Below are 18164 nucleotides of genomic sequence, written 5' to 3' on the forward strand. Positions count from 1 at the left end.
TTGTTAAAAACTAAGCCTAAAAGAGCAAAAAAACAATAACTTTGTAAAAACTAAAACTTTTGAATGCAGAAAAGGAAAACTAGTGCAGATGAGCTAATTGCATTGATTTTACAGGGAATAGAAGAAGTAAAAGGACAAAATATAAATTTACTCGACCTAAGGGAAATCGAAAATACCGTTTGTGACTACTTTATTATTTGTAATGGTACCTCCAACACGCATGTAAACGCAATCGTAGGTTCTATCCAAAAAACGGTCAGTAAGGCAAGTAAGGACAAACCTTGGCACGTAGAAGGTACGGAAAATGCGGAATGGGTTTTAATGGACTATGTAAATATTGTGGTCCATGTTTTCCAAAAGCACATCAGGGAATTTTACGATATAGAAGGGCTATGGGGTGATGCAAAATTCACTACCATAGAAAGTAGCGTTAATAATTAATAAAATAGAATGGCAAAAGAGAATAATACGAGTCCCAAAAAACCAAAATTCAGTTCTTGGTGGATTTATGGATTGGTAGCGGTATTGCTTATAGGGTTTCAATTGTTCAGTAGTGACGATTTGGCAAGTACCAAAAAAACGACTACTTCAGAATTACAGGAATATTTAAGAAATGGGGATGTTCAGAAAATATTGATCATTACCAATACCAATCAGGCAAAAGTATTCTTGACGGACGAAGCGATGACAAAGGAAGTCCATAAGGACGTTTCCGAAAAATCCTTTTTGCCAACATCGGGAAGTGTACCGCAATACACGCTGGATTATGGGGATTTACAGATTTTCCAGAACGAGATTACCGAAATAAAGAAGGACAACAACCTGGATACTATCATTGAATTTGGAAAGGAATCCACGGCCATTTTGGACTTTTTGCTATCCCTGTTACCATTTGTACTGATTATTGGTATATGGATATACCTAATGAGAAGAATGTCCGGTGGTGGAGGCGGTGGTGCCGGAGGACAAATCTTCAACATTGGAAAATCCAAGGCCAAATTGTTCGATGAGAAAACCGATACACGAACTTCGTTTAAGGATGTAGCCGGATTGGAAGGGGCCAAGGAGGAAGTTGAGGAAATTGTAGAATTCCTGAGAAATCCGGACAAGTATACATCACTTGGTGGTAAAATCCCAAAGGGAGCCTTGTTGGTTGGACCTCCAGGTACCGGTAAGACGCTATTGGCAAAGGCCGTAGCCGGGGAAGCCAAAGTACCTTTCTTTTCCCTATCCGGTTCGGATTTTGTGGAAATGTTCGTAGGTGTTGGTGCATCTAGGGTTAGAGATCTATTCAAACAGGCAAAGGACAAATCCCCCGCAATTATATTCATCGATGAAATCGATGCCATTGGTAGGGCACGTGGTAAGAACAACTTTACAGGTTCCAACGATGAACGGGAAAATACACTGAACCAGTTGTTAACGGAGATGGACGGTTTTGGTACCAACACCAACGTCATCGTCTTGGCAGCTACCAACCGAGCCGATGTGCTGGACAAGGCCCTGATGCGTGCCGGTAGGTTCGACAGGCAGATTTATGTGGACCTCCCGGATATTAGGGAACGAAAGGAAATTTTTGAAGTACACTTAAGACCGATTAAAACGGCCGAAACTTTGGATTTGGATTTCCTTGCAAGACAAACTCCGGGATTTTCTGGTGCGGATATTGCCAATGTTTGTAACGAAGCAGCATTAATAGCTGCCAGAAAGGAACAAAAGGCCGTTAGCAGACAAGATTTCTTGGATGCCGTGGATAGAATCGTTGGAGGTCTTGAAAAGAAAAATAAAATCATAACTCCGGGAGAGAAGGAGACGATTGCCTATCATGAGGCCGGTCATGCTACGGTAAGTTGGATGTTGGAACATGCCGCTCCCTTGGTAAAGGTGACCATAGTTCCTAGGGGACAATCCCTAGGTGCCGCATGGTACCTGCCGGAAGAAAGATTGATTGTTAGGCCAGACCAGATGTTGGACGAGATGTGCGCCACCATGGGCGGTAGAGCGGCAGAGAAAGTAATTTTCGACAAAATTTCGACCGGTGCGTTGAGCGACTTGGAAAAGGTCACAAAACAAGCCAAGGCCATGGTTACCATTTATGGTTTGAACGATACGATCGGTAATCTTACCTATTACGATTCCTCAGGTCAGGATTCCTACGGATTCTCCAAACCCTATAGCGAGGAAACCGCACGGAAAATAGACGAGGAGATTTCAAAGATTATTGAGGAACAATATCAAAGAGCCATTAAAGTCCTTACCGATAATAAGGACAAACTTACAACCTTGGCCCAAAGGCTTTTGGAAAAAGAGGTTATCTTTAAGGAGGATTTGGAAAAAATATTTGGAAAACGAACATTTGACAAAGACCTAAAGGAAGAGGAACGTCAAAAGTTGGAGACCTCCGAGTCCAAAAAAGATGCGGAAGAAGACGAGAAAGTAGCAGAAAATAGTTAATTATGTAATTCGATTTTGTATCGCAAATGAACGTTTGGACTATTTGGTAGATTAAAAATTACATGGGGCTTTTAGATATTTTATTTGGTGGGGGGAAAAAGAAAATTTCCAAGGAAACTGCGGAAACGCGAGGTGAGCATATGCCAGATTTAGCCCTCCCAGTAGATGAAAAATTTACCATCCACTTCAAAAAGAACGGCGGCAAGTTTATTTATTGCATATCTGATCAAGAAGTACTAAAGGCCATTCAAAACATTATCGAAGAAAATGGCTGGGAAGACCATCCGTTTTTTGCAATGAATCCCCAGTTGGTCAAAAAGTTCTCCAAGGAGCAAATCTCCTTTACCGAAAAAATATCGGAAAGCGAGGTATTCCTGACAACCTGCGAACACTTGATCGCCCAAAACGGAAGTATTTTGGTATGTTCCAATCAGCTGATGGAGAAAAAAATAAATGAACTTCCAAGCAACGTAATCGTTTATGCCACCACAAGTCAATTGGTGGAATCCATTGGGGAAGGACTTAAGGCCATAAAAAAGAAGTATGGTCCTGCCATTCCGGCAAATATCACCACGTTAAAACACTTTAAGGCCACAGAAGAAAATTCGGATGATTTTCTAACATATGGCAGTAGTACTAAAAATCTTTATCTTTTATTGCTGGAAGATTTATAGTATGGAATTCCCATTAGTAGAATATATAAATCACACTGACCATTTTTATTGGCGCATTACATCTGACTTATTAAATACATTAAATAATTTCAGATGAAAGAGGTTCTAAGAAGATCACTTACGGGCGCCGTGTATATTATACTATTATTATCGGCTGTATTTCTAAGCTCGGATGCCTTCGATTTTCTCTTTATGATATTCGGCCTTGCATGTCTCTATGAATATAAAAGACTCGTAAAACTTAAGGGGTATTATATTTTTTTGGCCTACCTCTCCCTTTGGTGGGCCTATATTTATCTTATACACGACCAAATTTTGATTAACATTTTAATGTTTATCACGATTTTTATCGATATGTATTTATTATTCTATCTTTTTTCAAAAAAACAATCAAGTTTTACACCATTGTTTAAATTTTTGGTGGGTTTGTTCTACATAGGTGGTGGATGTATCTTTCTAACGATGATTCCCTATAAGAACGATGCGTTTGCCAAGCTATTGATAATGGGCATATTTATATTGATTTGGGTAAACGACTCTTTCGCATATATCGTTGGCAAGACCATGGGTAGGACCAAGTTATTCCCTGAAGTTTCCCCCAAAAAAACTGTGGAGGGAACGGTTGGAGGTTATATCTTTGCCCTTGGTGCGGCTTATATAATGGGTACCCAAGAACAAATTATAGGCCCCATACAATGGATGCTGCTAGCCAGTGTCATCGTTGTAACGGGTAGTTTGGGTGACTTGATCGAATCAAAACTAAAAAGGTCCGCAGGTGTAAAAGACAGTGGGGCCATATTGCCGGGTCACGGTGGTATGCTGGACAGATTGGACAGTTTGGTTTTTGCCGCCCCATTTGCTTATTTAACGTTAAATATTTTTACCTATGTTTCATAGAGAAGGTCAAAAAATAATCTTAATTACCTTTTTTATTACGGCACTGGCAGTTTTGCTGGCCCACTTCTTTGTGAATATACCTTGGATAAAACTAGCGATCCAAATTACCGCTTTGGTCATTCTTATCCTCATACTCCAATTTTTTAGGAACCCTAAAAGAAGATCCAACAAATCTTTCAATGAAATTTTGGCCCCTGTTGATGGTAAGGTTGTAGTTATAGAAGAAGTTGAGGAAACCGAATATTTTAAGGAGAAGCGCAAACAGGTCTCTATTTTTATGTCTCCGATCAATGTTCATGTAACACGGTATCCCGCGAGCGGAAAGGTAAAATACTCCAAATACCATCCTGGCAAATATCTAGTGGCCTGGCATCCCAAATCCAGTGAGGAGAACGAAAGAACGACCGTTGTAATTGGAACTCCAAAATTTGGGGATATCCTTTTTAGACAGATAGCTGGGGCAATGGCAAGACGTATCGTAAATTACGCCGAAGTGGGTGAAAGCGTGCAGCAAGGGGAAGATTCCGGTTTTATCAAGTTTGGCTCTAGGGTTGACGTATTTCTTCCACTCAGTTGCCAAATAAACGTTTCCTTAGGACAAAAGGTAAAAGGAGCCATTACCTGTATAGCAACGTATGTTGACCCAAATGAGCAAGAAGAATCTACATACTGATTTTCAAGAAGCGGTGGCGTTCGTAAGCAATTATGAATTTCCCATTCCTGCGGATATTTTATTGAAACTTTATGCCTACTATAAAGTGGCCAATAAAAATTTCAGTAATCCCGGAAGTAAGACTCCATTAATCAATGCCTTTAAGGCGAACGCATTGATTCAGGCACAAAATATCAGCATTGAAGATGCCATGAAAGAATACATAAACTTGGTAGAAAAAGAGTTGAAACCAGACGGTAAATAAACTCATCCAACAAGTTAGGCTACTCGTAAAGATCCTCCAAATCGGCATCGCACAAGTCCACAAATAGGTTACTAACTTTCGCGCAAACATCCCTAAAAAACCGTGCGCCCTTTTCTTTGGTGGCCAATTCCGGATTTCCAGTTCCAGTATCTTCCGTTATTTTTGACCATTCACGTTCTGCCCATACACCCCCTTGGGAAAAGGCCTTTATCTTGAACTTTTTGTGGTCGCCCCTACCCCATTTTTCCTTTGGAAGTACTAAATCCTCCCGTAAATAGAGCATGAGACTCGTTTCCATTTCATCGGCATGGTCGCCTTGCTTTTCAAAATATTGGTACTTCTCCAGCATCTGTGGAAAGAAGCAAAAACTGATGAACATTTTAGGGAAGAGTAGTCCCAACTCGCGTATCATCGGTTTAAAGTCGTTACCTCCATGTCCGTTAAAAAGAAGCAACTTATAAAGCCCTTGATTATTTAGCACGGTGATGATATCCTTTAAAATGGCAAATTGCGTGCTTGGATTTAGGTTAATGTCCAAGTAGATATCCTTCTGGCCGGTATTCACACCAAAGGGAATGGTGGGCAGCACAACCACTTTTTTTCCTTGCTCCCATGCGATTCTTGCCGACTCAGCGACCATAGCTTCCGCTTGAAAGTTGTCCGTCGCATAGGGAAGATGGTAATTATGGGCCTCCGTTGCGCCCCAAGGTAACACGGCCAATTGAAATTGTTCGTCCTTTAGATGTTTCCAATTAGTTTCGGCCAAAATGTAAGGTCGTATCATACCAATATTCTTTTCTTTTTAAACAGATTCGTAAAGTAAACTATCTTTGGGCAAGCATACGAGTCATACTTCGAAAACGAATTATTATTTTCGAGGTAAGCCTTGGAGTTTAAACCCTTTGGCGGTGCCAATAAATACTTCCTATTATGGTCGACAAAAAGTAAAGAAGTATGAGCGTTTTACCTGCCGAAAAATAGGAATTCAATCCGAACCAATCCCCAGTAGATAAAATAATCGTACAACCCAGCACCCCCCGGAAAACTTCAATCCATACGGCATAGGTATCACCATCCATTAAGGAAGTGTATCCATAAATTCCCAGAAAAACCAAACCTCCGTACCACAACAACTGATTGACCTCCAAGTTTCCAAAATTTGCGAACATGAACAGCAATAATAGTAGTGAAATGACCAATTGAAAAATCAAGTATGCATTGAATGCCTTGCTCGTTGGTGTGACATAACGTTCAAAATTGTACACATCGGTTATAACGTCCGTGGGATATTTGTCCTTGACATCACTGGGCCGCCAACCTGTTGGCATAAACCAAATCCTAATTTTATCCCAAAGATTTTTGGTCCTCCACGCATCTAACGACAACATCCACAGATGTTGAAAGTTGATTCTTATAGGATTCCAGGTTCTTGCAGGTTTCAAAATTCCATATTGTGGAGGAACATCTGGTAATTCTTCCTGAAACGTTCCGAACATTCGATCCCAAATACAGAAAACCTGACCCAAGTTCTTATCAATGTACTCGGGATTAATGGCATGGTGTACCCTATGCTGGGATGGCGTTACGATAATGTATTCCAACCATCCCATTTTTCCAATATGTTGTGTGTGATACCAAAATTGGGCAAATAGTTGTATGGGAGCCAAAATAGCGATGACCTCGTTGGGAACGCCCAAAAAGGCAGCAGGTAGCAACAAAAACGGGAAATAACCCAATACGTTGGAAACCGATTGTCGTAAGGCACAGGCCAAATTGAATTTCTCACTACTATGGTGGATCACATGTTGGTTCCAGAAAAAATTGACCTTATGGCTTAACCTGTGGTTCCAATACCCCGCAAAATCTATGGCAATAAAACCAATGACCCACGTAAGCCAGGTAGGTTCAATACTGGTAATGGCCAAATGTTCGAGCAAAAATGGGTAGGATATCAGTACCAAGACGATTCCTAGCGAGTCTTTAATAATGTTGGTAAGTCCGGAACTTATGCTGGAAACTGTATCCAACACCGTGTATTTTTGGTCCTTTAGAAAATGACCATAGGCCATCTCCATGATTAATAAGAGAATAAAAAAAGGTATGGCGTATAACAGTGCGGTTGCGTAGGTTTCCAAAACTCTCTATTTAACACTTAAAAGATACAAACTCCTTAAGAATGCCCAAAAGGCATATTGATTCTTATGGTTCAAATCGAAAGATATAGCCTTTGCCATGAACATTTTCGATTTTAATAGAGGCATCCTTTTCCAAAAATTTTCGCAATCGGGTAATGAATACGTTCAAACTTTTCTTGTTGAAATAATCATTTTTGCCCCAAATTTTGATGAGAATATCCTTGTGGGGACACAATTGGTTCTTTTTTTCGACCAAATATTTTAAAAGCTCACTCTCCTTCGTCGTTAGATTTATCTTTTGTCCGCCAACTAACAATTCTTGGTTAAGGGAGTTAAAATGATAGAGACCGATTATGTATGACTCGACTTCCTCTTTTTTAGGGATGGGTTTTTCCAGTCTTGAAAGAAGGTTCTCAATTCTAATGACCAACTCTTCCTCATCGATGGGTTTTTTCAGGTAATCCACTGCACCCAAATAAAACCCTTTAAGTACGTCTACTTTCAAGGACTTTGCGGTTAGGAAAATAAAGGGGAGTTCAGAAAAATTTTCATTTATTTTTTCTGCCAATGTAAACCCATCCATTTCCGGCATCATGACGTCCAATACGGCCAAATCGAATTTAGTTTGGTCCAATTTCACCAAAGCTTCCTTGCCGTTTTTTGCCCAAATGACCTCGAAGCTTTTCATTTTCAAGTATTCTGATAATAAATACCCAACCGCCTCGTCATCCTCTACCAAAAGGATCTTTTTCTTTTCTTCCATCATGATACTATAGGAATTGTTAATCTAACCTTTGTGCCTTTTTTCTCCTCACTGCTCATTTGAACCTTACCCCCGTGTTTATTGATCACTTTTCTAACATAACTCAGTCCCAAACCATATCCTTTTACACTATGAAGGTCTCCATTTGTAACTCTGTAAAATTTCCGAAACACCCTTTGTGATTCCTCCTTTGAAATCCCAATGCCATTATCGGTCACTTCCACTACGAGCCTATGGCTATCCTTATAAGCTTTCAAATGGATTTCGGGCTCAGGGGAATATTTTTTTGCATTGTCCAGAATATTATTGATGGCGTTTTCCAAATGAAAGACTTCCGCGTTAAGTATATAGTTTTCCCCGGCCAAATCATAGTTAAAAATACCATTTTCAATGGCGACCAGTGTCTTGAATTCGGCACAAAGGTTTTCCAAATATGGTTTAAAATCCACTTTGGTCAAGGTAATCACACTTTTACCGGATTCTAGACTGGCCAACTCCAAGACTTTTTCTATGTGACCGGACAAACGTCCTACCTGTTGCCTGATTATTCCCAAAACAGGTTTTTGTTTTTCGTTCGCTGATTCATCCAAGATCTTGGTTGCCAACCCAATAGAAAATACCGGGGTCTTTAGCTCATGCGTAAGATTGTTGATAAATTCATTGGTAGTCGTAATGACATTACTTTGCCAATAGTAGGTACGCAATACCCAAAAAATAGTCGCACAAATCCCTATCAAAAACAATATGCTGGGAAATGTAAGGCCGTTTAGCTTCGCTAAAAAATAATTGTGAAGATTTTCAAATTTAAGATCTAACACAACCGGTTTGCCCAATAATTGGGGGAAATAACCCTCCAAATCAATGGGATAAGAATCAACATCGTCCATCCCTTCAAAGGAATTGGTGGAATGCAGTACATAGCTACTATCCTTGGTAAAAAGGGTATATGTAAAATCAGATTCAATACCTTGGTTTAAAAGTTGGTCCCTAATAAAATCGTCCAAAAACATGTTTCCCACATTTTGCAGGCTATCCACACTGACCTTAAAAAATGAGGTGTCCCTTCGAATGCCTTCTCCTATTAAATACGTGAGTTTGTTTTCTTCATTTAGACTGTTCGCCACCAAAGCACCCACTCTATCTATTTTAGAATCGAACTGAACTTTTGCCAAACTTAGGCCTATACGTAAATACTGGTATTGTACAATTGCCAACCCCACAATTGAAACCAAAAACACCCCTATGTAGATATATCTCTTTTTCAAAATCCCTACGAAATAACTTAAATAAATGCGTTTATTAATGAAAATTAATATTCCGTTAATTGCATTAAACTTTCCTTAAACCTCTTTACCCTACCCTTAATGCTTCTGGATACCTTATTCCAGTAAGTTTGTCAATGTTAATAAATTAATCTTGAGATAAGTTCATGTTTCATAACAGAATGTTTTAAAAGCCAACTCTTTGTAGCGTGGAGTTGGCTTTTTTTTACCGCTACTATTCCCAACGACCAACTAAATACAAACCCAATCATGCAGAGAAATCCATACTTCATCATTCTTCTATTTTTATTTTATCCATTAATCTCACTTTATTCACAAGGTTGTGTAGCAATACGGCATTTTTCCTCTTGTGTAGGCAGCAATTTAGAGAACAATTTATTAAGCACCGGAGATATTCAAATTGGGGTCAATTATCGGTATTTTAAATCCTTTCGACATTTTAGGGGTACGGAGGAAGAACCGGATAGACTCGCCAATAATACGGAGGTAATCAATCATTCCCATGCATGGGATTTTTTTGCCACTTACGGAATTAACGATAGACTGTATACCAGCATCACCATACCTACGGTAATAAATACAAGATCCTCACTCTATGAACATGGTCGCAATGAAAGAAATGTAACTTTTTCAAGAGGGCTTGCCGATATACGGTTCGGGTTTGGCTATTGGGTGTTCGATATGGAAAAATCCCCCAATGGAAACCTTGCCTTGGGGCTAGGTGTAAAGCTGCCAACAGGTAACTACAATGCATCGGATATCTTTTATAACGTGGGACCTAACGGGGAGCCTCAGACGAGACCGGTAGACCAGTCCATTCAACCAGGTGACGGGGGATTTGGGGTTACGGTCGACTTTCAATTCTATAAAAAAATAACCACGGATGTTTTTAGCTATGCCAGCGGGTTTTATTTAATTAACCCCAGGGAAACGAATGGCGTGAGGACCTTTAGGGAGACCTTGAGCCCAATTTTGCAAAATGAATCCATCATGGCGGTGCCGGACCAATATTCGCTCAGGGGAGGGCTTAGTTATAATATCTCGCCCACCATATCATCCTCGCTTGGCGCCCGGTTCGATTGCGTGCCCGTCAAGGATTTGATCGGTGGAAATGAAGGGTTCAGGCGACCTGGAAACGTACTATCCGTAGACCCAGGGGTAAGTTTTATGAAAAGCAATTTTGTAATAAACCTGAACGTACCTTTCGCGGTTCGTAGGGAGCGGCCTCAAAGCATAACCGACTTGCAGACCGAACAGCTTACAGGTACCCCAAGGAATGGGGATGCCGCCTTTTCCGACTATGTTATAAACTTGGGTGTTACCTATCGCTTTGCCAATAACAAGGTAAGACTTGCCCCTGAACTTGAGAATAATTTCAAATAATCAATTCAAATACATACCAAGTGAATATTCAAAACATTAAGAGACGCTATTTACAAATATCCATTGGACTGGTCTATCTATGGTTTGGGACCCTTAAGTTCTTTCCCAATTTGAGTTCGGCAGAGGAACTTGCGAAAAACACCATTGGAGAGCTTACCTTTTCATTGATACCATCAAATATTTCAATATTGCTCTTGGCCCTTTGGGAAGTTCTCGTGGGACTGTTTTTCCTTTTCAACCTTCAAAAAAAGACAACCATAAAAGTGGCCGTTATACATATGGTTCTAACCTTTACGCCGCTGGTTTTTTTCCCGGAACTGATATTCAACAAGAACTTGTTAACGCTCACCTTGTTAGGTCAGTATATCATTAAAAACCTTATTATCCTAGGAGCCTTGGGTGTCCTTTGGATAGAAGTGAGTCAGGAAGCTTCCGCTTTCAAAGAGATCAAGGAAGAACTTACAGGGTCTGAAGAAGTAAGCCTGAAACGTATTTTTAGATTCAGATAATTAATTGGGACCTACCATGATGTGGGCCCTGTGGGTACCGGGGTCCATCAACCAGGGCATTCCTTTGGCATGGGGTTTATCGGGTAGACCCGTGGATTCCGTTGTGGCATAGGGAATGTAAATCACATATCTAAATTGACCGTTCGCCAATTCCCCTGTAGAGGCATTATAATCGGCATCCGTGCCATAATATACATACATCATACTGGGTTCCCTTGGCATATCCAATGTACCGTTGGCAATCTCCTTGCCCCTAATTTCACGGATTTCCATAATTTCCTTTCCTTCGGCCCTGAGTTCTCGTCCACGTTTCATAAAAGGTTCGAGTTTTTTGGAATAACAGGAAACACTGATACCTTCCTTATGGGGGTCATCGGCCAAACAAACCAAATTACTCGTTCCCTCCCGTAGTACTACAAAATCCCCATTCGCATCGTATCCATAGACCATAGTATCCGTACTGTTACCTTCCGGTACAGGTAAAATGGCAGTCTTAATTTGGATTTCCTTAGACAAAATAGTTCTTTTTCCGCTCTGAGAGTGTAGACAGGTAAATGATAAAAGCACAAGAAAAAATAAAGAGTACTTCATAATTAATGGATTTATTTCTAGTAAGATACGAAATAATATATTTTAAGTTTATACCTAGAACCAGTGTGTAAAACAAAAAACCAATCCTAGAACTAGGATTGGTTTTTATTTAATTCTAAGTGAAATCTTATAAGGGTTTTCGACCTGAAATAATATTGTACAGTACTACAATCACGGCAATAACCAACAATATATGAAGTAAACTACCAGTTGCCAAGCCTGGTACCACGCCCAACATACCCAGCAACCAAATGATAATACAAATAACTGCAACTAACCATAATAGACTTTTCATAATTTTAGTGTTTTTGATTTGAATGGAAATTAGCTGATAATGAATCAACTATCGTCCTTTAACACTATGATTATTAACCCATTTGGTTGGCAAACGAGGTACTTTTAGCCCAAACTGGCGAGGCTTTTTTCCAAGGTTTCTATCTTGGCCTCGGCATCGGATTGTTTTTTACGTTCCATTTCGATCACCTGCTCAGGTGCGTTGTTTACAAATCGCTCATTGGAAAGTTTTTTCTGTACCGATGTCAGAAATCCTTTTATATACTTTAATTCGTCCTCAATTTTGGCCTTTTCGGCCTCCACATCAATGGCTCCGCTCATCGGAATAAAATATTCATTGGATTTCACCCTGAAGGACAAAGCTCCGTCCACCGTTTTATCCACATAGGAAATGGAAGAAAGATTTGTCAACTTCTCGATAACGGAATCCCAATCCCGAACCAAATTTTCCTCATTCAAAACCGATAGTTCCAAGCTTTCCTTCATGGGAATGTTCTTTTCCTTTCGTATGGTTCGGATACCGGCGACTACCTCCGTAACAAAATCAAATTGACCAATAAGGTCTTCATCAGCGGTATAGGGTTCCGGCCATTTTGAGATGATCAAAGCTTGGGAAGGGTCCCGCTCCGAAATATGCTGCCAGACTTCCTCCGTTAAAAACGGCATGAAAGGGTGCAATAATTTGAGGTTTTGCTCAAAAATTTGGATGACGGCCTCGAAGGTTTTTTTATCGATCGGTTGTTGGTAGGCCGGCTTTATAATTTCGAGCAACCACGAACTATAATCGTCCCAAACCAGTTTGTAAATGGCCATGAGAGCATCGGAGATTCTGTATTTACCAAAGTGGTCCTCAATTTCCCGCAAGGTCTGGTTGAACTTCGCCCTGTACCAGTCTAAGCCAATTTTGGAGGCTTCGGGCTGGGGAATATCGGCCACTTCCCAACCCTTTAGGAGTCGGAATCCGTTCCAGATTTTATTTGCAAAATTCTTTCCTTGTTGGCATAGGTCCTCATCGAACATTAAATCGTTGCCCGCGGCGGAGCTTAATAGAAGTCCGACCCTCACCCCATCTGCACCATATTCCTCGATAAGTTTTAGAGCATCGGGAGAGTTGCCCAAGGATTTGGACATCTTTCTACGTTGCTTATCACGGACCAGGCCTGTAAAATATACGTTTTCAAAAGGCCTAATATCCCTGTATTCATATCCTGCAATGATCATTCGGGCTACCCAGAAGAAAAGAATGTCCGGCCCCGTAACCAAATCATTGGTGGGGTAATAGTATTTGACCTCTTCATTCTCTGGGTCAAGAATGCCATTAAACACGCTTATGGGCCATAACCAGGAAGAAAACCAAGTATCCAGCACGTCTTCATCCTGTTTTAAATCGGCCATGGTCAAATTGGGATTCCCTGATTTTTCCCGGGCCCTATCCAATGCAACTTCGGCATCAAAGGCCACTACAAAATCATCTTGTCCATCCCCAAAATAGTAGGCGGGAATGCGTTGCCCCCACCAAAGCTGTCTGGAAATGTTCCAATCACGGATATTCTCCATCCAATGCCTATAGGTATTGTCAAACCTTTTAGGGAAAAACTTGATATCGTCCGACTCCAAAACTGCCCTTATGGCAGGTTTTACCAATTCCTCCATTTTTAAGAACCACTGATCGGACAGCCTGGGCTCTATGACCGCCTTTGTACGCTCCGAAGTTCCCACTTTATTCAAATGCTGTTCGGTCTTGACCAAAAAGCCCTTTTCTTCCAATTCCTTGGCGATTTCCTTCCGTACTACAAATCTGTCCTTGCCTTCATAATGCAGACCATAGGAATTCAGCGTTGCGTCGTCATTAAAAATATCAACGGTTTCCAAATGATGCCTTTCTCCCAGCGCTTTGTCATTTATATCGTGGGCCGGGGTCACTTTTAGGCATCCGGTTCCAAACTCTATGTCAACATACTCATCCTCAATGATTGGAATTACCCTATTGCAAAGCGGTACAATGGCCTTTTTGCCCCTTAAATGCGCATAACGCTCATCATTGGGATTGATACAAACGGCGGTATCGCCCAGTATGGTCTCAGGTCTTGTAGTTGCAATGGTCACCTTTTCATCGGAGTCTTCTATTGAGTACTCCAAATAGTACAAAAGCCCCTGTTTTTCTTCATAGATTACCTCCTCGTCAGAGAGGGTGGTTTTGGCCTCCGGGTCCCAATTGACCATTCGGTAACCTCTATAGATGAGTCCCTTTTCAAAAAGGTCAATAAATACCTTGATTACACTGTCATGGCGTTCCTTGTCCATGGTAAAGGCAGTTCTGTCCCAGTCACAGGAGCATCCCAGTTTTTTTAACTGTTCCAGGATGACCCCGCCGTATTCATGGGTCCAGTCCCAGGCATGTTCCAAGAATTCCTCCCTGGATATCTCGTTCTTATGGATTCCCTGTTCCTTAAGTTTTGCCACTACCTTGGCTTCCGTTGCTATGGATGCATGGTCCGTACCCGGTACCCAACAGGCATTGCGCCCTTTGAGACGCGCACGTCGTATCAAAACGTCTTGTATGGTATTATTGAGCATATGCCCCATATGCAGCACCCCGGTTACGTTTGGAGGCGGAATAACGATGGTATAGGGTTCCCTGTCATCTGGCGTGGAATGAAAGTAATTGTGTTTCATCCAATAGTCATACCAGCGCTTTTCAACCTGATGCGGCTCATACTTAGAGGCTATTTCCATTTTGGAACAGTTTTTGAAATACATTGGGTGGAAAAAATAAAACGGAATGGATTTTCAAAAATCCGTACCGTTTTTCCACTATTAAAATACGAAACAAAAATAAGTAACGTTAGAGTATAACAAAAGGATTTTGGAGTTGTTCTGAAAAGAATTAATTTTGAGATTCATCCTAAATTAAGAATGATGAAAAAAATTGTACTTGTATTATTTGTCGGATTGCTTGGAATGAGCCTAAAAGCCCAGAATAGCGCGGCAAAAATTGAGTTTAAGGAGGAAACCGTGGATTACGGTGAAATCGAAAAGGGTTCGGACGGTGTCCGGGTGTTCGAATTCACGAATACAGGAAATTCGCCTTTGATAATTAGCGATGTACGTTCAAGCTGTGGATGTACCATCCCTAAAAAACCGGAAGATCCAATTATGCCTGGAAAAACGGGGGAAATCCAGGTAAAATATGACACCAATCGTGTTGGCCCCATTAGAAAGGCGATAACCGTTACGTCAAATGCGGAGACTCCAACAAAGATTTTGAAAATTAAGGGAGAAGTAAAAGCTCCTAGCGGAACTAAGTAATACGTTTCCCAAAAATTTGATTGCCCTCCACAAAAGAGGGCTTTTTTATTGGAATGGCCTAAGGATTTATTTACCAAAGTTTTAAAAGCAATCAAACATTCGTAAACTGCAAGAGCCTAAAAGACTTTCCTCAAAGTAGTTTACTTGAAAAGGTCCTTGAGCACAAAACTGAACAACAAATTGTTATTGGCCCTTTCCACGAGCACCTTCACCCGCTTGCCTTCCTTTTCATTGAGCATCTCCATTATTTCTTGGATTTTATATCGATGGATTCGCTTGCCGTTCACGGCCAAAATAATATCACCTTCCTGTAAACCAGCAGAATGTGCCGGACTACCGGACCTGATACCGGAAACCACAATTTCTGGGACAAGGCTCAATCGGGTGGCGCCTTCCAACAAAATCTGAACGTTTCCGTACGTCCTTTCGCTACTTTCAACGATACCGTTAACATCGGCGATCCTTTCTGAAACATAACGAACTCCGGCATGTTGCAGATCTATACCGCTTACGTTATAATGAAAAGGTTTTTTGAAATTCGAATTTTTCCTGAGACTGATTTTTCCGTTGGGATAATCGAATACGATGTTAAATCGCTTTAATATTTCCCCTCCCAAACTACCATTTCTATTGCCCAAGTCCTTGATGGTGCTAAAAGACAGCATATCCGGGAATGCGGCCTTTGCATCGTATAGTTCGAAACCCCCAATCTGGATTCCTTCCACCTTGGTTCTTTTTCCATAGATGTCCCCGGCGAGACCTTTTCCCAAATAATCCTCGTAATATTCCTTGGGCAATTGGATACGTTCGTCCTCAAAGAGCCAAATAGCGTCACTACTACCGGTATCCAATAACATTTTTACAGGAATAGCTTTCACACCCTTCAGCGAAACGGTGGCATCCATATAGGCCTTTCTGTTAACAACCTCAACTTGTAAGGTCTCATACCTATTTCCCAATTTTGGCGCATCAATTTCGGGGTTATAAAATTTAATGGTATTGGCAGAATAGTTGATGTCCACAATAAAATCCCTGAACAGATCGTAACCGATGATGCCATGAATGGGAACGCCCAAGCTTGGGGAGAAATTGATACCTGCGTCCATCACAACATATAGTTTTTGGGAAAAATTTCGGACGTTGCCCAACTTAAAATAATTTCCTTGGGAACTCAAGGCATTTATCGGTTCCCCTTCGCCAAGCCCATTGATGGTGATTTCGGAAACATTCTTTAGCTCTAGGGAATCCTGATTGGAAAGATTGAACAAAATAGGTGTACTGACCCCAGAATCTAGTACAAACGATAATTCCGTACCATTGACATCGATAGGGACAACGATCAAATTATTGATCAATTGGAACCGAATTTTTTCGAACTTTTGATCTTCGGGCAACGAATACCCTTGTGCACTACCAATTATGGGCAGTGCCATCAATAGCAACAAAAATTTCAAGCGCCTTATTAACATGTTCGTTTCCAATAGTTTGACCAACATTAAGATACGGAATTTTTCACCACATCGGTATATTTTAACATTTCACAAAAACTTACTAGCTTCGGAAAGGAAAGATTTAATGGGTTATCTACCCAGGGGCAAATCCACGAAGAATCCATCGGCAATAATGAATGGATAGTGAGTGAAGCCTAGTATTTGTTTACCGATTATGATTACCAATAAATAAACAGCCCATATATTGTAGATTCCCCAATCATTTGCCACTTTTGTCAAAAAGTATTTGACATGCCTAAAATTTCCCAAAAAGGGCTTGCGATGCCGCAATCCCCCATTAGAAAATTGGTCCCCTTTGCGGAAAATGCCAAGAAAAAAGGTGCCAACGTAATCCACCTAAACATAGGGCAACCGGATATCAAAACGCCACAAATAGCCTTGGATGCCGTAAAAAATAACCAACTGAATGTTTTGGAATATAGCCGAACCGAAGGCTCAGAAGCTTACAGGGAAAAAATGGCGGCCTATTACCAAAAAAATAAAATATCGGTCACTGCCGATGATATCATCGTTACCACAGGGGGCTCCGAAGCGCTCGCCTTTGCCATGGGCAGCATTGCCGATGCCGATGACGAAATCATAATCCCCGAACCATTTTACGCCAATTATAACGGTTTTGCCACGGCAAGTGGCGTGAAGGTCGTTCCCGTAGTATCCAAATTGGAAAACAATTTCGCGCTACCTCCCATTGAGGATTTTGAGAAATTGATTACCCCAAGAACAAAGGCCATCCTCATCTGTAATCCGGGGAATCCTACGGGATATCTTTACAGCGAGGAGGAAATTAGGAAACTGGCCAAAATCGTTCTCAAACATGATTTATTCCTTATTGCCGACGAGGTGTACAGGGAATTTGTATATGATGACAAGGACCATTATTCAATTTTGCAGGAACCTTCTTTGGAGCAGCACGGAATTATCGTGGATTCCGTTTCCAAGAGATACAGTATGTGCGGGGCCAGAATAGGTTTTTTGGTTTCCAAGAACAAGGAAGTGATTTCAACGGCCATAAAATTCGCGCAGGCGCGACTTTCCCCGCCGACCTATGCGCAAATAGCTAGTGAGGCAGCCCTGGAAACCCCTCAAAATTATTTTGACGAAGTTAAGACCGAGTATGTTGCCCGTAGAAATCTTTTGATTTCCGAACTTGAAAAATTGGACGGAGTAAAAGTGGCCAAACCACAGGGCGCTTTCTATTGCATTGCGGAATTGCCCATTGAGGACGCGGATGATTTCGCACAATGGTTATTGGAGGACTTTAGGGTAAACAACGAAACCGTCATGGTTGCCCCGGCAGCAGGCTTTTATGCCACGGAAGGACTGGGCAGAAACCAAATTAGGATAGCCTATGTACTGGACCAGGCCTCCCTAAAAAGGGCGGTTCATATCTTGGGCGAGGCCCTTAAAACCTATATCGGTTAGGGAAACCTTCTTTGAAGAATCA

The 18164-nt window shown here is 41.1% G+C and carries 18 protein-coding genes; 10 read left to right on the forward strand and 8 right to left on the reverse strand.

Features of this window, described 5'->3' with window-relative positions:
• The first annotated feature begins 63 nt into the window (after window positions 1-63).
• The 6 genes from rsfS to ACZ41C_RS02755 all read left to right on the forward strand — a co-directional run bounded on the left by rsfS (window position 64) and on the right by ACZ41C_RS02755 (window position 4942).
• Window positions 64-441, forward strand: coding sequence for a ribosome silencing factor (rsfS, locus tag ACZ41C_RS02730; protein ID WP_138259519.1), 378 nt, complete (start codon window positions 64-66; stop codon window positions 439-441).
• A 9-nt stretch (window positions 442-450) separates the two neighbouring features.
• Window positions 451-2454, forward strand: a complete 2004-nt coding sequence (ftsH, locus tag ACZ41C_RS02735; protein ID WP_138259518.1) for an ATP-dependent zinc metalloprotease FtsH — start codon at window positions 451-453, stop codon at window positions 2452-2454.
• Between the two features lie 62 nt (window positions 2455-2516).
• Window positions 2517-3128, forward strand: coding sequence for an LUD domain-containing protein (locus ACZ41C_RS02740; protein ID WP_138259517.1), 612 nt, complete (start codon window positions 2517-2519; stop codon window positions 3126-3128).
• Between the two features lie 93 nt (window positions 3129-3221).
• On the forward strand, window positions 3222-4025 hold the full coding sequence (locus ACZ41C_RS02745; RefSeq protein WP_464564146.1) for a phosphatidate cytidylyltransferase: 804 nt from the start codon (window positions 3222-3224) through the stop codon (window positions 4023-4025).
• Window positions 4015-4698 (forward strand): phosphatidylserine decarboxylase family protein, encoded by a 684-nt coding sequence (locus tag ACZ41C_RS02750; RefSeq protein WP_464564148.1) that lies wholly within the window; start codon window positions 4015-4017, stop codon window positions 4696-4698. The genes ACZ41C_RS02745 and ACZ41C_RS02750 overlap by 11 nt, the downstream gene beginning before the upstream one ends.
• The gene (locus ACZ41C_RS02755; protein WP_464564150.1) at window positions 4673-4942 is read left to right on the forward strand and encodes an acyl-CoA-binding protein; all 270 of its coding nucleotides are present in this window, start codon (window positions 4673-4675) and stop codon (window positions 4940-4942) included. The genes ACZ41C_RS02750 and ACZ41C_RS02755 overlap by 26 nt, the downstream gene beginning before the upstream one ends.
• 19 nt (window positions 4943-4961) lie before the next feature.
• On the opposite strand, the gene ACZ41C_RS02760 is transcribed toward ACZ41C_RS02755, so the two are convergent.
• The 4 genes from ACZ41C_RS02760 to ACZ41C_RS02775 all read right to left on the reverse strand — a co-directional run bounded on the left by ACZ41C_RS02760 (window position 4962) and on the right by ACZ41C_RS02775 (window position 9105).
• Entirely contained in the window at window positions 4962-5726 is a 765-nt protein-coding gene (locus ACZ41C_RS02760) for a creatininase family protein (protein WP_464564152.1), read from the reverse strand.
• 109 nt (window positions 5727-5835) lie between these two features.
• Window positions 5836-7077 carry a sterol desaturase family protein gene (locus ACZ41C_RS02765; RefSeq protein ID WP_138259513.1) on the reverse strand — a complete coding sequence of 414 codons (1242 nt, stop codon included), beginning with the start codon at window positions 7075-7077 and terminating at the stop codon, window positions 5836-5838.
• A 64-nt stretch (window positions 7078-7141) separates the two neighbouring features.
• Window positions 7142-7843, reverse strand: coding sequence for a response regulator transcription factor (locus ACZ41C_RS02770; protein ID WP_464564154.1), 702 nt, complete (start codon window positions 7841-7843; stop codon window positions 7142-7144).
• Window positions 7840-9105, reverse strand: coding sequence for a sensor histidine kinase (locus tag ACZ41C_RS02775; RefSeq protein WP_464564156.1), 1266 nt, complete (start codon window positions 9103-9105; stop codon window positions 7840-7842). Before ACZ41C_RS02775 ends, ACZ41C_RS02770 begins: the two co-directional genes overlap by 4 nt.
• Window positions 9106-9372: 267 nt before the next feature.
• Between ACZ41C_RS02775 and ACZ41C_RS02780 the strand changes: the two genes are divergently transcribed.
• The gene (locus tag ACZ41C_RS02780) at window positions 9373-10506 is read left to right on the forward strand and encodes a hypothetical protein (protein ID WP_464564158.1); all 1134 of its coding nucleotides are present in this window, start codon (window positions 9373-9375) and stop codon (window positions 10504-10506) included.
• Between the two features lie 20 nt (window positions 10507-10526).
• Window positions 10527-11015: a hypothetical protein gene (locus tag ACZ41C_RS02785; RefSeq protein ID WP_464564160.1), complete on the forward strand. Its 489-nt coding sequence runs from the start codon at window positions 10527-10529 to the stop codon at window positions 11013-11015.
• Here ACZ41C_RS02785 and ACZ41C_RS02790 read toward each other — a convergent pair whose 3' ends face one another.
• From ACZ41C_RS02790 to ACZ41C_RS02800, 3 genes are all read right to left on the reverse strand, one after another.
• Complete coding sequence (locus tag ACZ41C_RS02790) at window positions 11016-11531, reverse strand: hypothetical protein (protein ID WP_464564162.1); 516 nt, start codon at window positions 11529-11531, stop codon at window positions 11016-11018. It lies immediately after the preceding gene.
• Between the two features lie 202 nt (window positions 11532-11733).
• Window positions 11734-11901, reverse strand: a complete 168-nt coding sequence (locus ACZ41C_RS02795; RefSeq protein WP_154920713.1) for a lmo0937 family membrane protein — start codon at window positions 11899-11901, stop codon at window positions 11734-11736.
• Between the two features lie 104 nt (window positions 11902-12005).
• A complete protein-coding gene (locus ACZ41C_RS02800) occupies window positions 12006-14636 on the reverse strand; it encodes a valine--tRNA ligase (RefSeq protein WP_464564164.1) in 2631 nt (876 codons plus the stop codon).
• A gap of 180 nt (window positions 14637-14816) precedes the next feature.
• Here ACZ41C_RS02800 and ACZ41C_RS02805 point away from each other — a divergent pair, with 180 nt between their 5' ends.
• Complete coding sequence (locus ACZ41C_RS02805) at window positions 14817-15209, forward strand: DUF1573 domain-containing protein (protein ID WP_464564166.1); 393 nt, start codon at window positions 14817-14819, stop codon at window positions 15207-15209.
• 140 nt (window positions 15210-15349) lie between these two features.
• On the opposite strand, the gene ACZ41C_RS02810 is transcribed toward ACZ41C_RS02805, so the two are convergent.
• A complete protein-coding gene (locus ACZ41C_RS02810) occupies window positions 15350-16705 on the reverse strand; it encodes an aspartyl protease family protein (protein ID WP_464564168.1) in 1356 nt (451 codons plus the stop codon).
• A 246-nt stretch (window positions 16706-16951) separates the two neighbouring features.
• On the opposite strand from ACZ41C_RS02810, the gene ACZ41C_RS02815 reads away from it, so the two are divergent.
• Window positions 16952-18142: a pyridoxal phosphate-dependent aminotransferase gene (locus ACZ41C_RS02815; protein WP_464564170.1), complete on the forward strand. Its 1191-nt coding sequence runs from the start codon at window positions 16952-16954 to the stop codon at window positions 18140-18142.
• Window positions 18143-18164 lie beyond the last annotated feature (22 nt).

It is taken from the genome of Maribacter sp. C-4077 (assembly GCF_055378385.1).